This is a genomic window from Bacillus sp. JFL15, from assembly GCF_001184225.1.
In the GTDB taxonomy this organism is placed as follows: domain Bacteria; phylum Bacillota; class Bacilli; order Bacillales; family Bacillaceae; genus Bacillus; species Bacillus siamensis.
In genome coordinates this window covers 2,422,197-2,434,886 of sequence record NZ_KQ236689.1, presented here as the reverse complement: position 1 = coordinate 2,434,886, position 12,690 = coordinate 2,422,197, and the positions used below count along the sequence as shown (strand labels likewise).

The 12,690-nt window shown below is 48.1% G+C and carries 17 protein-coding genes; 6 read left to right on the top strand and 11 right to left on the bottom strand.

All coding sequences use genetic code 11. The annotated features are described in order from the left end of the window. Positions 1 to 20: 20 nt before the first annotated feature. Entirely contained in the window at positions 21 to 548 is a 528-nt protein-coding gene (locus tag AD710_RS12100; protein ID WP_016936716.1) for an SH3 domain-containing protein, read from the bottom strand. Between the two features lie 133 nt (positions 549 to 681). Next, entirely contained in the window at positions 682 to 951 is a 270-nt protein-coding gene (locus tag AD710_RS12095) for a YfhJ family protein (protein ID WP_016936717.1), read from the bottom strand. 123 nt (positions 952 to 1,074) lie between these two features. Here AD710_RS12095 and AD710_RS19205 point away from each other — a divergent pair, with 123 nt between their 5' ends. Then, the gene (locus AD710_RS19205) at positions 1,075 to 1,227 is read left to right on the top strand and encodes a small, acid-soluble spore protein K (protein WP_003155495.1); all 153 of its coding nucleotides are present in this window, start codon (positions 1,075 to 1,077) and stop codon (positions 1,225 to 1,227) included. Here AD710_RS19205 and AD710_RS19590 read toward each other — a convergent pair. From AD710_RS19590 to recX, 4 genes are all read right to left on the bottom strand, one after another. After that, positions 1,181 to 1,426, bottom strand: a complete 246-nt coding sequence (locus AD710_RS19590) for a hypothetical protein (RefSeq protein ID WP_049628135.1) — start codon at positions 1,424 to 1,426, stop codon at positions 1,181 to 1,183. The genes AD710_RS19205 and AD710_RS19590 overlap by 47 nt on opposite strands. Continuing rightward, positions 1,401 to 2,594 carry an MFS transporter gene (locus AD710_RS12085; RefSeq protein ID WP_076983019.1) on the bottom strand — a complete coding sequence of 398 codons (1,194 nt, stop codon included), beginning with the start codon at positions 2,592 to 2,594 and terminating at the stop codon, positions 1,401 to 1,403. The genes AD710_RS19590 and AD710_RS12085 overlap by 26 nt, the downstream gene beginning before the upstream one ends. A 141-nt stretch (positions 2,595 to 2,735) precedes the next feature. Continuing rightward, positions 2,736 to 3,050, bottom strand: coding sequence for a YfhH family protein (locus AD710_RS12080; RefSeq protein ID WP_049628134.1), 315 nt, complete (start codon positions 3,048 to 3,050; stop codon positions 2,736 to 2,738). A 6-nt stretch (positions 3,051 to 3,056) separates the two neighbouring features. Next, a complete protein-coding gene (gene recX / locus AD710_RS12075; RefSeq protein ID WP_049628133.1) occupies positions 3,057 to 3,848 on the bottom strand; it encodes a recombination regulator RecX in 792 nt (263 codons plus the stop codon). Positions 3,849 to 3,938: 90 nt separating this feature from the next. Here recX and AD710_RS12070 point away from each other — a divergent pair, with 90 nt between their 5' ends. From AD710_RS12070 to AD710_RS12065, 3 genes are all read left to right on the top strand, one after another. Continuing rightward, a complete protein-coding gene (locus AD710_RS12070; protein ID WP_047476553.1) occupies positions 3,939 to 4,838 on the top strand; it encodes a TIGR01777 family oxidoreductase in 900 nt (299 codons plus the stop codon). 57 nt (positions 4,839 to 4,895) lie between these two features. Continuing rightward, positions 4,896 to 5,006 carry a YfhE family protein gene (locus AD710_RS19200; RefSeq protein ID WP_003155504.1) on the top strand — a complete coding sequence of 37 codons (111 nt, stop codon included), beginning with the start codon at positions 4,896 to 4,898 and terminating at the stop codon, positions 5,004 to 5,006. Between the two features lie 69 nt (positions 5,007 to 5,075). Continuing rightward, positions 5,076 to 5,267 carry a YfhD family protein gene (locus AD710_RS12065; protein ID WP_016936722.1) on the top strand — a complete coding sequence of 64 codons (192 nt, stop codon included), beginning with the start codon at positions 5,076 to 5,078 and terminating at the stop codon, positions 5,265 to 5,267. A gap of 38 nt (positions 5,268 to 5,305) precedes the next feature. On the opposite strand, the gene AD710_RS12060 is transcribed toward AD710_RS12065, so the two are convergent. The 3 genes from AD710_RS12060 to mprF form a co-directional block, all read right to left on the bottom strand. Further along, positions 5,306 to 5,890 (bottom strand): nitroreductase family protein, encoded by a 585-nt coding sequence (locus tag AD710_RS12060; protein ID WP_049628132.1) that lies wholly within the window; start codon positions 5,888 to 5,890, stop codon positions 5,306 to 5,308. A 76-nt stretch (positions 5,891 to 5,966) separates the two neighbouring features. Further along, positions 5,967 to 6,851 carry a PhzF family phenazine biosynthesis isomerase gene (locus tag AD710_RS12055; RefSeq protein ID WP_049628131.1) on the bottom strand — a complete coding sequence of 295 codons (885 nt, stop codon included), beginning with the start codon at positions 6,849 to 6,851 and terminating at the stop codon, positions 5,967 to 5,969. Positions 6,852 to 6,949: 98 nt separating this feature from the next. Next, a complete protein-coding gene (gene mprF, locus AD710_RS12050) occupies positions 6,950 to 9,520 on the bottom strand; it encodes a bifunctional lysylphosphatidylglycerol flippase/synthetase MprF (protein ID WP_016936725.1) in 2,571 nt (856 codons plus the stop codon). Between the two features lie 168 nt (positions 9,521 to 9,688). Here mprF and AD710_RS12045 point away from each other — a divergent pair, with 168 nt between their 5' ends. Next, positions 9,689 to 10,171 (top strand): MarR family transcriptional regulator, encoded by a 483-nt coding sequence (locus tag AD710_RS12045; protein ID WP_047476548.1) that lies wholly within the window; start codon positions 9,689 to 9,691, stop codon positions 10,169 to 10,171. A 106-nt stretch (positions 10,172 to 10,277) separates the two neighbouring features. Continuing rightward, positions 10,278 to 11,870: an MFS transporter gene (locus AD710_RS12040; RefSeq protein WP_049628130.1), complete on the top strand. Its 1,593-nt coding sequence runs from the start codon at positions 10,278 to 10,280 to the stop codon at positions 11,868 to 11,870. On the opposite strand, the gene AD710_RS12035 is transcribed toward AD710_RS12040, so the two are convergent. Together AD710_RS12035 and AD710_RS12030 are read right to left on the bottom strand one after the other, a co-directional pair. After that, a complete protein-coding gene (locus AD710_RS12035) occupies positions 11,830 to 12,372 on the bottom strand; it encodes a YfiT family bacillithiol transferase (RefSeq protein WP_049628129.1) in 543 nt (180 codons plus the stop codon). The two genes, AD710_RS12040 and AD710_RS12035, sit on opposite strands and share 41 nt — an antisense overlap. A gap of 25 nt (positions 12,373 to 12,397) precedes the next feature. Continuing rightward, entirely contained in the window at positions 12,398 to 12,670 is a 273-nt protein-coding gene (locus AD710_RS12030; protein WP_049628807.1) for a ribonuclease inhibitor Barstar, read from the bottom strand. Positions 12,671 to 12,690: the final 20 nt, after the last annotated feature.

The following is a 12,690-nucleotide window of genomic DNA, read 5'->3' as shown; positions in this document are numbered from 1 at the left end:
ACATCCGCCTGCCTGAATCTTTATTTTTGAACTAAGTCGGCCGTCTTCACATAACCTGCTTTCCCGCCGTATGTGACGTACGCCCATTTACGGTCAAATCCTCCGTCATGGCTGAATCCCCAGCCGAGCACATTGACGGTTTCCCCCGCTTTCACGGAGCTTTTTTTGCCGGTTTCCAAAGTCGGCGTATAAAAAGCGGTTTGTTTCGCGGTCACTGCCTTCATCGGCTGCTTCATCAGAAAATGAGTGGAGATATAGGCTTTCTGACCTTTGTAGTTAATCTCGGCCCAATCTGCCCCTTCAAGCTGTTTAACCTTTACGGCATCTTCTGAACGGAGCGTGCCGACAATCCGCCCTTGTTTATTTGGTTCTTTACGGACGTTAAGTTCTCCTGCTTTCACGATATATGTATCTGCTGCGGTGTCTATTTTTGTCTGCTGAACTGCTGCGGCATTCGCTGCCGGATCAAAAAAAACGGTGCCTGCGGCTAAAAATAAGCAAAGTCCTGCGGCCGGAATAATTGCGGTTAACCCTTTTTTCATGTTCATTGTGGTTCCTCCCCGCTATTTTATTAAGTTATTACACAATTCCACACTTTGCGGGTCATCAAACATGATTTTCCTATTTCTTTTATAAAAAGAAAAAACCGCCGGAAGAGATCCGGCGGAACGCACTATTATGTTAATGCAGGAGTCCCCTGCTTTGATCCAAATAATGAGAAACGTCTTCCCGCATGCTTTGGAACATATGAAGCTTGCTGCCGTACGATTCAATCCATTCCTTGACGACGCGTTCTGTCATTTGCTCTCCTTGATACGGGCGGCCGGCTTTTGCGTAAGTCGCTTCGAAATCTCCCCATAAAAGCTCCACCCAAGTACGTGCTTGCAAATAGCTGAGCATATCATTTTTCTCAAGCAGCAAATTCGTCAGTTTGTCGATATATGTATTCATGTCTCTGTCTCCTTTCCTTGGGAAAACCTGCTGCTTTTACGCAGCTTGTCACAGGCATATACTAACTTTACGTCTTCAGTCCAGAAGGCGCAACCTTTTGATATTGGCCGAGGGGGAAAACAAATGGTCCGGAACAAAGCAAAAGGATTTCCTAATCAGAACAATAATAAGTTTGAAGGCGAACCGCGGGCAAAGGATGACTACGCTTCTAAACGGGCGGACGGTTCAATTAATTCGCACCCGCAAGAGCGCATGAGAGCTTCAGGCAGACGATAAACACACCGTAAAGAGACCGGAAATGATCCGGTCTCTTTTTTGCAAAGGACATTAACGTCAAACAAATACCGTAATATGTCAATAAAAAACCGCTGCCCGTTACTCTCGCTGACGGCTCACCGTGATGAAAACTGAAAAAGCTTGCAGACGGAATATCCGCTGCAAGCTTTTTGTTATCCTTTATGCATTTGGTATTCATAGACGTCCTTCTTCTCAGACAGATGAGCGAACGTGGACAGCACAAGGCCGAGAGCGGTCATCAGCGCACCGCCGGCAAACAGCCATGAGTAAGATCCCGTTCCGCCGAGAATCAAACCGCCGATCCAGGCGCCGAGCGCGTTTGCCAGGTTAAAGGCGGAAACGCTCACCGCGGCGGCGATCGTCGTGCCGTTTTCAGAGGAAGAAATAACCTTTGTCTGTAAAAGCGGCGGCGTACCGAACGCACATGCACCGAATAAAAATGTCGCCGAAACGGCTGCGGCGGGAAAAACAGCGATATAAGGGAAAATCGCCATGACGCCGATCAAGCCGATCATCACGCCGATCATTGTGCGTGTCAGCAGTTTGAGCGGCACTTTCCCTGCGAAGAAATTCCCCGCCACTCCGCCGAGACCGTAGGCAAATAACGCGCCGGTGATGCCGACCGTGCCGAATCCAGCTGAATCTCTTAAAATCGGCTCGATAAACGTGTAAGCGATAAAAACGCCTGAGTAGCCGAGAATGGTGATCGCAAAGGAAAAAATCACTTGCTTATGCTTAAAGACACTCCATTCATTCATCAGCATCGGAATCACTTTCGGTTTTTGATTCGGTACAACCAGCATCAGACCGATCAGTCCGATCAGGCCTAAAACAGAAATAATGAAAAAGACGGCACGCCAATTAAGGGCATCCCCTAAATAAGAGCCGAACGGAACGCCGAGCATCAGCGCCACGGTTAATCCTCCGTTCATCGATGCAGCGGCGGCGGAACGTTTTTCAGGCGGCACCATTTCACTCGCAAACACCATAGCAATCGCAAAAAAGGCTCCGTGAATGGATGCGGATAAAATTCTGGAAATCGCCAGTACGGCGAAATTTGGCGCAAAGACGCTCATCAGGTTGGCAAGGACGAAAATTCCCATCAACCCGAGCAGCACCGGCTTTCTCGGGAGCTTAACCGCGATAATGGTTACGATCGGGCCTGTCAGGCAGACGCTTGCCGCGTACGCCGTAACAAGCATACCCGCTGAAGATACATGTATATGAAAGTCATCGGCAATCGACGTCAAAATACCCATGACAGCATATTCCGTATACCCGATGGAAAACGTGCAAATCATTAAAACAAAAATCATTAATTTCACTGATGGCTGTTTCATTTTGATATTCAACGCGAATCGCCTCCTTTTTAATAAAAAACAACGAATTTCATCTTAAAAGATATCGAAATTGAATTCAATCATTTTTTACTGAAAGTTTGAAACGAATGTGCCCGAAAAAAAAGAGGCCGGAGCCGGCCTCTTTTGTTAACTTTTTTCTTTCAAAACAGAAATCGGCAGCGCCTCTTCCCGGTCAGGCGACGAAGATCTGTGCCCCCAGGCGAATACGCCGTTGATGTAATCAATGCTGAATGTGTCATCAGAACCTTCTAGCTGATACACTGCGCCGGGCTGAAAGTCTTCCGGCTCCAGCATGTAGGCTTTGGCCATCGTGATTTTCCGTTCAAGCACGGCCAGTTCATTTACAATGCCCATCTGTTCCGCTTTTCTCGCTTTTTCCGTCAATCCCGCAATTTCTGTCTGTAGTTCATGAGGCGTCATTTGACTGTATCGTTTGTCCATTTCGGTTTACTCCTCTTCCTGCAAAAATTGTTCAATATCGTCAATCGAGAATCCTTTTCTGAATAAGTACTGTTTGACCTTCATTCCGCTTTCATAGCTGCCGTCATAGCGGTATTTCCTGATCGCCTTTTCCCCATGAATCTTCAGGGCTTCCATCTCAGCTTCGTCATCATTCTCATACTCCGTCTGCTCCAGGGCGGCGTTGATGACGTCGAATGGAAAACCTTTTCGCTGAAGCTGCATCTGCGCCCGCTGTCTGATCTCTTTTGTGGACAGCTTTTTGTCTTTTTTCAGGATTTTCCCGATATGTTTCAGCGCTTCTTGTATCTGCTCATCAAATGTAAACGCACTGAGCGTCTCCTTGATGGTATCGTCGTCTATTCCTTTCGCTTTCAGCTCGCGGAACAGGACGTCAGGGCCTTTTCCGTTTGTTTTTTTGTGGGTGCTTGCATAGGCTTCGGCAAATTCTTTGTCATTTAAGTAGCGGTAATCGTACAGTTTATGGATGACTTCAGGAATGACCATCTCAGGTGTTTCTTTTTTCTTTAGATGGTCCCGGACTTCTTTTTCAGAGCGCATCCGGTATGATAAAAAATCTACGGCGCGGTTAAAGGCTTTTTTCACTTCATCGCCGTGCTGGATTTCAAGAATGTCAAGCTCGTCCAGTTCTTTCCCTTTTTTCAGGTCAAAACGCACAAGTATGTCGGCGTCGACACTGAATGCATATTTCTCATCAAGAAAGATGTTGAAGCGCTCGGTGTTTTTCTTTTGGGTCGATATTTTTGTAATAAACGGCATCCCGGTCTCCTTTCCCGCCCGATGTTCAGGCGTTTTTCTTTTTGACAAATGAGGTACAGTATATGTATCAACGTGTAAGGAGAGATGGATATGAATATCGCGATGACAGGCGGCACGGGTTTTCTCGGCCGGCATCTGACAGATGTGTTTACCCGCCGGGGACATCATGTCTATATTTTATCAAGAAAACAGAGAGAAACCGAACAAAAAAATGTGACATATGTTCAATGGCTGGCCGAAAACGCGGCGCCTGAGCGCGAGCTTCCCCCTATTGATGTATGGGTGAACCTCGCCGGCAAATCCATCTTTGACCGCTGGACGGACACAACGAAGGAACAAATCATCTCAAGCAGAATAAAAGCGACGAGAGAAGTCAGACGGATTATGAAGCAGCAGCCTCAAAAACCGCGGGCTTTGATTCAGGCAAGCGCCGTCGGCATTTACGGCACTAGCACAGAGAAAACGTTCACTGAGCAGTCCGATACGTCAAATGAAGACTTTCTCAGTCATACGGCTCATATGTGGGAGCGTGAAGGCCAGAAAATTGAAGCGCTCGGCATTCGGACGGTATATGCCAGATTCGGCGTGATGCTCGGTGAAAAAGGCGCCCTGCCGCTCATGGTTCTCCCTTATAAGCTGTTAGCGGGCGGCACCGTCGGCTCGGGACGGCAATGGCTGTCATGGGTTCATGTCGATGACGCCGCGGAACTCATCGCGTATGCGGCGGAGCATGATGACTTATCCGGCCCGATGAATGTGACATCGCCGAACCCCGTTGAAATGAAGCAATTCGGAAAGACGATCGCAAGCGTCCTGCACCGCCCCCACTGGATTCCCGTACCGGAAGTTTTTCTGGAGAAAGCATTGGGAGAGATGAGCCTGCTGATCGTAAAAGGCCAGCGCGCCCTGCCTAAACAGGCGCTGACGTCCGGTTTTCAATTTACGTATGAAGAACTTGATTTGGCTTTAAAGGATCTCTTATCTGCATAAAAACGGAAATAAAAGCCAATCCTATTGGTATTCTGTTTTGAAGGAGGGTCTTCTTTTATGGAAAAGAAGCGCGAAAAACATCAGCAGGGAGCCAATCTCAAAAAAATGCAGGAAGTCCTTTATTCCGGTGAATTCAAAAAAGCGGAAAGAGCAGCCAAACGGAAATAAACGAATAAAGATCGGGACCGGGCAGATACTATGTTTGTTTGATATCACTTTTTTCAGGGGGCGATTGTTATGGGCAGAAATCATACTCACAAAAACCGTGATAAAAACAAACAAAAACTTCCTCAAGTTCCGGCTGCTTTGAAACGTGAAACAGACGGCACATATGAGGAATATTCAAGCGAGCTTGCTGATTCCGCTGACCGCGAAGCGCAAGCGCGGATGAAAGCCGCGGACAACAGAGCAAAAAGCAAAACCCGCTAATACAAAATCCCCGCCTCTTCTTGAGGACGGGGATTTTTTTACAGTTCGGTAAACAGGCTTTTTGCCGGCGTCCGTTCTTTCGCCTTAGGCTGTTCATCCGGATAGCCCGTTTGGATGATGGCGGCGAAGCGCTCATTGTCTGCAAGGCCGAAGTCTTGATGCACCTGTTTGTCATACATAATGCGGCCGCTTTTCCAAACCATGCCGATGCCGTTTTCATGTGCGAGAAGCTGAAGGTTTTGAATCATGCCGCTCAGCGCCGCGAAATCATCATTTCGCGTAAATTCATTTTCATCTTCTTTTAAGACGACCAACAAAAATCCCGGAACGGCACTGAGATTTTTTCTCATGTTCCGCTCTTTTTCCTCGTTGAAATCATCTTTTATTTTTTTGAAAAATGAAACGTAGCTGTCCGCAAGCTTTTCTTTTCCCGCTTCGCTTGCCGCGTAGATAAAACGCCATGGCTCCGTCAGTCTGTGGTTCGGTGCGTAAACGGCCGTTTCGAGCATATCTAATATGACTTCAGAAGGAACGGTTTCCGGTTTAAATGACCGGATGGATCTTCTGTTTCTGATCGTATGTTTAAGACCCTCGTTTTGCTGTAATTGTTCGGTTTTCGGCATGCCGATTCACCTTCCTATTCAATTGAAAATGATTATCATTTATAATATAACGGATAGAACCGGCTTTTGTAAACCGTTACGGAAGCTGAAGATGAATTGATTCGGCATACACGGCCGTTCCTGTCATCTCGATTTTCACCTTGCCGCCTTCCTCCGTGATCCTGATTTCCACTTTTCCGTCTTTCCCTATTTCCTGACCTTGTTCAATCGTGAGGCATTCGGCTTCAGAGCCCCCGTATTGCCGCATATAGGCCGCCATGACGCCTGAAGCGGTTCCCGTGACGGGGTCTTCGGTCGTTCCGGAAAAAGGAGAAGAAAAATGGCGTCCGTGCAGATCGCTTTCCTGATGAACGGTTTCCAGAGAAAAAGGATGGACGCTCGCTTTCGGAAGATCTTGCAATACAGCGGGAAATTGCGTGTTGTCCGGCACCATATTCCGTGATGCTTCCAGTGATTTCAGCGGAACAACCAATGTCCAGATCCCCGTTGATCCGTAAACAATCGGAAGCTCGCCGTGGAAATCCTCAGCCGTTATCCCGAGCGAAGCCGCAAGCTGTTCTTTGTCTCCCGTAAACGGCAGAAATTGCGGGGGAGCCTGTTCAAGCGTGATGTATACCCGCCCGTTTCGTTCAGCGGCTTTTACGGGAAGAATGCCGGCTTTTGTCTCAATCCGATACGTCTGATCAGCCTGAAGCCTTCCTTTTTCAATTAATGCGTAAAGAGAGGCAACTGTAGCATGTCCGCATAAATTCATTTCATGGCCGGGTGTAAAATAGCGGATGCGCAGATCGGCTTCTCCGCTTTTACAGAGAAATGAGGTTTCATTGTACCCTGCCATTTCGGCGATCATCTGCATCTCTTCATCTGAATAATCATCACCGTTAAAGACGATTCCAGCGGGATTTCCCAGATCAGGAATATCGGTAAACGCTTCATATTTAAATACAACTGCCTGTTTCATTCATCAGTCTTCCTTTCGTCTCATGGTATGTTATTCAGTATAACAAAAGAAAATTAGAATTTTTAGTTAATTACATTAAAGGAAAAAAAAGACGCCTTTTAACGGCGTCTTTTTTTTGTTTTTCCGATCAGGCGGGTGACGAGAAACATCGTGACAGACAGTGATCTGTTTTTGCGGTATGCCAAGTATTTCCCGCGCCATTCCGGTTTGTATTTTTCTTTAAAGGCCCGCAGCCCGCTGAAGCTGTACATATACCGGACGTTGTTGAAGATGACGGCTGCGATTCTTTCCGACCAGAAAGATGTAAAGGCCGTTCCTACGTTTGACAACGGCGCCATCCCCATATTAAAAGTGGTATAGCCTTTTTCCTGCGCCCAGAGAAACAGACGGATGAAAAGCGCGTCCATAATACCGTTCGGCGCGTTTTTCCGATAACGCATCAAGTCGACTGATATTTCGCCTTCCTGGTACATCGGCATCAGGTTGGCAAAAGCGATGATCTCCCCTTCTGTGTCTTTCACGTAAGCAATCGGGGCTTGTTCCAAATAGTCCCGATCGAAGAAACCGAGAGAAAAGCCTTTCTCTTTTTTCGGTCCGAGCCATTCGTCCGAAATGTCTTTCAGCTTGGCCATAAACTCGGAAGAAAACGGCGGCTCCCCGACATGAAATGTGTAGCCTTCGCGGTCAAATTTGTTGTTAATTGCCCGCAGCCCCGCTTTTTTCTTTCCTGACAGCGTAAATGCCTCCATATCCACGAGAGCTTCTTCTCCAAGCTTGAAGAAGTTATAGCCGAAGTCGTGGTACAGCGCCATGTCTTCACGTTCAATCTGATAAAACATGACACTCAGTCCCTGCTTATGCGCTTCGTTCAGAAATTCCTCGATCACCAGCGGAAAAGAGTCTTTCTGTCCTGACGGATCACCGAGCACGACAAGTCTTCTCGAAATCTGGCCGAACAATAAAAGCGCTTTGCCGTCGCTTGAGAAATAAAACCGCTTATCCCCGAGAAAGCCGAGATGGCTGAGCGCATTTCCGCCTTCTTCCGCCAAAAAGGTCTTCAGCCGTTCAGGATCGGCCTCTTCCCCGATCGGCTTCAATCTTTTATGATAAAAGACCGTAAACAAAAGGAAAAACAGAGGCACGACAATAATGGCCGTCATCGTCGCATATGTAATGTGCGAATTATTATGGACGAAGTAATCGTGGCGCAGCAGCCGATTCATTTTATCCCAAATAAAACCGGCAATGAGATTATAGTTAAACAAGGCGATAATAAACAGAGCGGCCGCAAAAATCATCTGGCCGAGTGTATACGATGCCTGTTCCCTGATAAACTGCCGCTTCAGCAGCACAAGCACGACGATGACGACAGGCAGAATAAAGATCGCACTGATGTTCATTCCTTTTAAAAAACTGAACACAAAACCGCCGACCAGCGCGGCGACCGCCATTGAATAAGAGCGTTTCGTCCGTTTATATAATTCAATCGGCAGAATTAATAGAATCAAAGCCGCGCTTAGCGATAACGCGTTAAACGCAAGGAGCGCCGGCCGCGGAATATGCGGAATGACCGTCTCTCTGTCGATCGGCAATGCGACGGACGCCAGCACGACCACTCCCGACACGAAAACCAAAAGCGACAGCGAACCGTAAAGCACTCTGATTAAGATCCCGCGCTGCAATACGAGAAGCACGTTCGTCGTTTCTACGGCAGGCGCCATCTTCGGATTTGATTCCAGCCGTTTCAGCGTGTTTTCCGTTAAGTCGCCGGCCGCAAAGAACAGCCCGAACACAAACGGAATAAATGAATACACAATCCGGTAGATGACGATGGATGTCACAACCGCTTCCTGCGGAAAGCCCATATTCTGCATGCCGAGCAGAAACAGGAGGTCAAACGAGCCTAATCCGCCCGGCACAAGGCTGATGATTCCCCCGATAGCGGCTATCGCGAATACACCGAATACATGGCGGACATCTGCGTGAATCCCCATGACATGCAGTGAATAATACATAACGACGGCCGCCGCAAACCATTCGGCAAACGAAGCTCCGATATAAGAAAAAATCGGATGCCTCAGTTTTGCTTCACCATCTTCCGTTCGAGCTTTTTTATTGTTGATCCAAGCGGCGATTAAGGCCACCGGCACAATAAGCGCCACGCCGGCGATGACAGCCCACAGCCACGGCTTCTCACCTGTGATTTCGCCCACCGGCAGCACCCGGGCGACAGTCAGAATACTGAAGACCGACAGCCCGAGCAGCGCTGAAGAAGTAAGCCAGGCAATGCCTGCGACAAGTCGTTTTACGTCGTTCGTATGCTCTTTGTACAGCATCGTCCGCAGCCCGACGCCCGCCAGACCGCCAAATCCAAGGACATTGTTAAAGGAATTGGCGATAAAGGAGACCCTGAACACTTTCCAATTCGGAATGTTGAGCCGCAACGCCCGTTTCAGCACAAAGTCATAAAAGGACATCACACTGACGGCAAGGAGGCCGAGCAGAACGAGGATAAATAAATCGTACCGCTCAATCCCGTTAATAATGTACAGCGTGCGTTTAAAAGAAAGATCTGTCAATTCCTTCTTCGACTGATAAATGACTAAAAGCAAAACTGCAATAGGAAATAATACTTTTAATATCGATAAGGCATTCTTTTTAGTCAGCAATGTTCTCTCCAATCATCATAAAATAGCTTATTTATTATAATTCCCCCAATAATCTCCAACATATTATACACTACCACCTCCTATTCAAACAAAACTCGTCTGCAACTTTCTTTCTCAGATGAAAATCAGTAATATGGTATGAAGGAGTATGAATGAGGAAGTGAGACGATGGATTATAACCTGCATGATACAACGGTCTTGGGCGGCGATATTTTTTCTCCTGAGGAACGGGATATTTGGGTGCTGTACATGAAAGTGATGACGTCGGCTGGACTCGGCGATGTGTCAGAATGGATGAAGCTTGATATGAGCATGCCGCAAATGAAGGTGCTGATGCTTCTGAACAACCATGGGACGCTGAAGGTGAGCGAAATTGCAGAAAAAATGGGTGCTTCCCTTTCAAATACGACGGGGCTGCTTGACCGGCTGGAAAAATCGAGTTTCGTTACACGCGCCCCGTCAGAAGAAGACCGCCGTTCAGTCGTCGTTCAATTAACGGAAAACGCGAAAAACATTTTCCGCAGCCTTTATCAAAAAGGACATCTAAAATTGAAGCGATCATTGGAAACGCTGACTGCTGAAGAAAAACAAACGGTTAATCAAGGGCTCGCCATTTTGGCAAAAGCGCTGGAATCCTCCAAACAGGCATAGAGATGAAAAAGGCCTGCCGTATCGGCGGCCTTTTTTTATTTGACATTTAATTCATTCAAAGTGAATAATATATTTTAAGTGAATTAAAATGAAAGGATTGATCAGTATGCCGGGACCAGTGCAAACAGGAAAAAACCAGAGCTGGGCCATCACCCTTTTTACGATCGGTGTGTTCATGGCGGCGCTGGACAACGGAATTATTTCCGCTGCTCTGACGACGATTAACAGGTCTTTTGATATTTCTCCTTCATGGGGATCGTGGGGCGTGACCCTTTACACATTGGGACTCAGTGTCAGTGTGCCGATTGTCGGCAAGCTGTCGGACCGCTATGGACGGAAAAAACTGTTTATGATTGAAGTCGGACTGTTCGGTCTTGGCTCTTTGCTTGTCGCACTCAGTCAGAGCTTCCCGATGTTTTTGGCGGCGCGGCTCATTCAGGCCTTTGGCGGCGGAGGAATTTTTATTATCGGCAGCTCACATGTGCTGGCTGTTCTTCCGAAAGAAAAACAGGGAAAAGCTCTCGGGCTTTTAGGGGCGATGAACGGTATAGCGGCCGTCCTCGGACCGAATATCGGGAGTTTTTTGCTTGATATAACCGGGTCGTGGCATTGGCTGTTTTTGATTAATCTGCCGATAGCCGCCGCTTTGGTTGTGTGCGGCGGTTTGTTTATCGCTGAAACGAAAGAGCCTGAGGCGAAAAAGCTTGATCTTGCCGGCACGATGATGCTGTCTCTGGCAATTTTATCTTGCATGATCGGTATCACGAACCTCGACGGGGCAAAGCTTTCAGAAAGCATCATGGACGTGAAGGTGTACGGATATCTTCTGGGGGCGGCACTTCTCTTTTGGGCGCTGCTTAAGGTTGAAAAGCGGGTTGAAAAACACGGGGGCGATCCGATTCTCGCCTACTCGCTGCTGCAAAATAAAGTGTTTCAATGGACGCTTGTCATCGGGTTTTTATCGGGCGGGCTGCTCGCTGCGGTCATTTTTATTCCTTCTTACGCGGAGCAGTATTTGCACGTATCGGCGGAGAAAGCGGGTTATTGGATGACGCCGCTCGCGTTGGCGTCCGGCATCGGAGCATGGCTCGGCGGGGCGGTCACGGATAAAAAAGGGCCGGTCTTCTCTGCTGTTGTATCAGGCGCTATCGCATTTGCCGGCTTCAGCCTGTTTCCGTTATGGGTGACGGATAAATGGGAATTTGTCACGGCGAGTGTCATTGCGGGGATCGGTTTCGGATTCCTGCTCGGAGCTCCGCTGAATGTGCTTGTATCAGAAACGGCGGGCCAAAACAAAGGGACGGCGCTCGGCACGCTTTCCCTCGTGAGGCAGGTCGGGCTGACGCTCGCCCCGGCCTTATATGCCGGCTTCATTACAGCCGGCTTTGACCGGATCGAAGATGACATCAAAAACCGTTTAGCCAAAAGCGGTGTTCCCGCTGACCAGGTGCAATTGCCCGATATCAGCGGCGGGCTTTCTTCGTTGCAGGAACAGGTAAGCCGAATCCCCGTTCCCGCCGTCAAAAAAGCGGTTTCTGATGCGATTGAAGCGGGCATTGCCAGCGGCTATCATCATCTTTATACGGCAGCCACCGTCATTTCGTTATGCACGATTGTGTCTGCGGCTGTTTTGGCGTTTTTCCGGAAGCCGGCATCCTCTAAGACAAATGCCAGTCCATCCGCCGGCAAAGCTCAGTAATATGGGCGATATGATGTTCAGAATGCCAGACATATAATCCGAGCGCTTGTTCCAGCGTAACCGTCTCTTTGGATACAGGATGGAAGTATCTCCGTTTGAATTGGGCTTCCGTCATGGAGCGCAAAAGAGCGGCCCATCTTCTGTGCAGGATTGTTAACAGCTCAAGCGCATCCCCGCAAGCGGCGGTTTTTGAATCATGAAGATCGGCCCAGCCTTTTTCATCATAGGGACGGATTTCCGGTTCATCTTCTGTTAAAGCCAATTTAAACCGGGTATAGCCGTTCATGTGGCTGTCCGCCAGATGGTGAACCACTTGACGGACAGTCCATCCCCCTTCGCGGTACGGCGTATCGAGCTGATTGTCCGACATCGCTCTGACAGCTTGTTTCAGTTTGGCCGGAGCGTGTTCCAGCGCATTGATCCATTCTTGTTTCTGTCCGGCCGAAATCGATTCAGCCGGCTGATATTCTCCAATCGGATAGCTGAGGGTTTGTTTTTCCATTTTTGTCTCTCTCCCGTTGATCGTATTATGAAAGTATGATGGTGATGTCGCAGCCTTCCGCTTTCGCTTCACGAAAGACTTGAAGCACACTCTCTGCGCCATTTTCTGTAAGCTGCTTGCTTCGTTCAAACTGTCTCCATTCTAAAACGAGGGGATACTCGACCCAGCCGGTCAGACAATCCCATAAAGCGTCAAGGTTTTCACCGTAGTATTCAGGAAGGGCAAGCTCCTTTTTCAATGTCTGGTGCAGGTCGCTCATACTTCTGATTTGTTCCCCGTTAATGATTGCTTTTTTCATGTGCGGCTCCTTTCTCATGA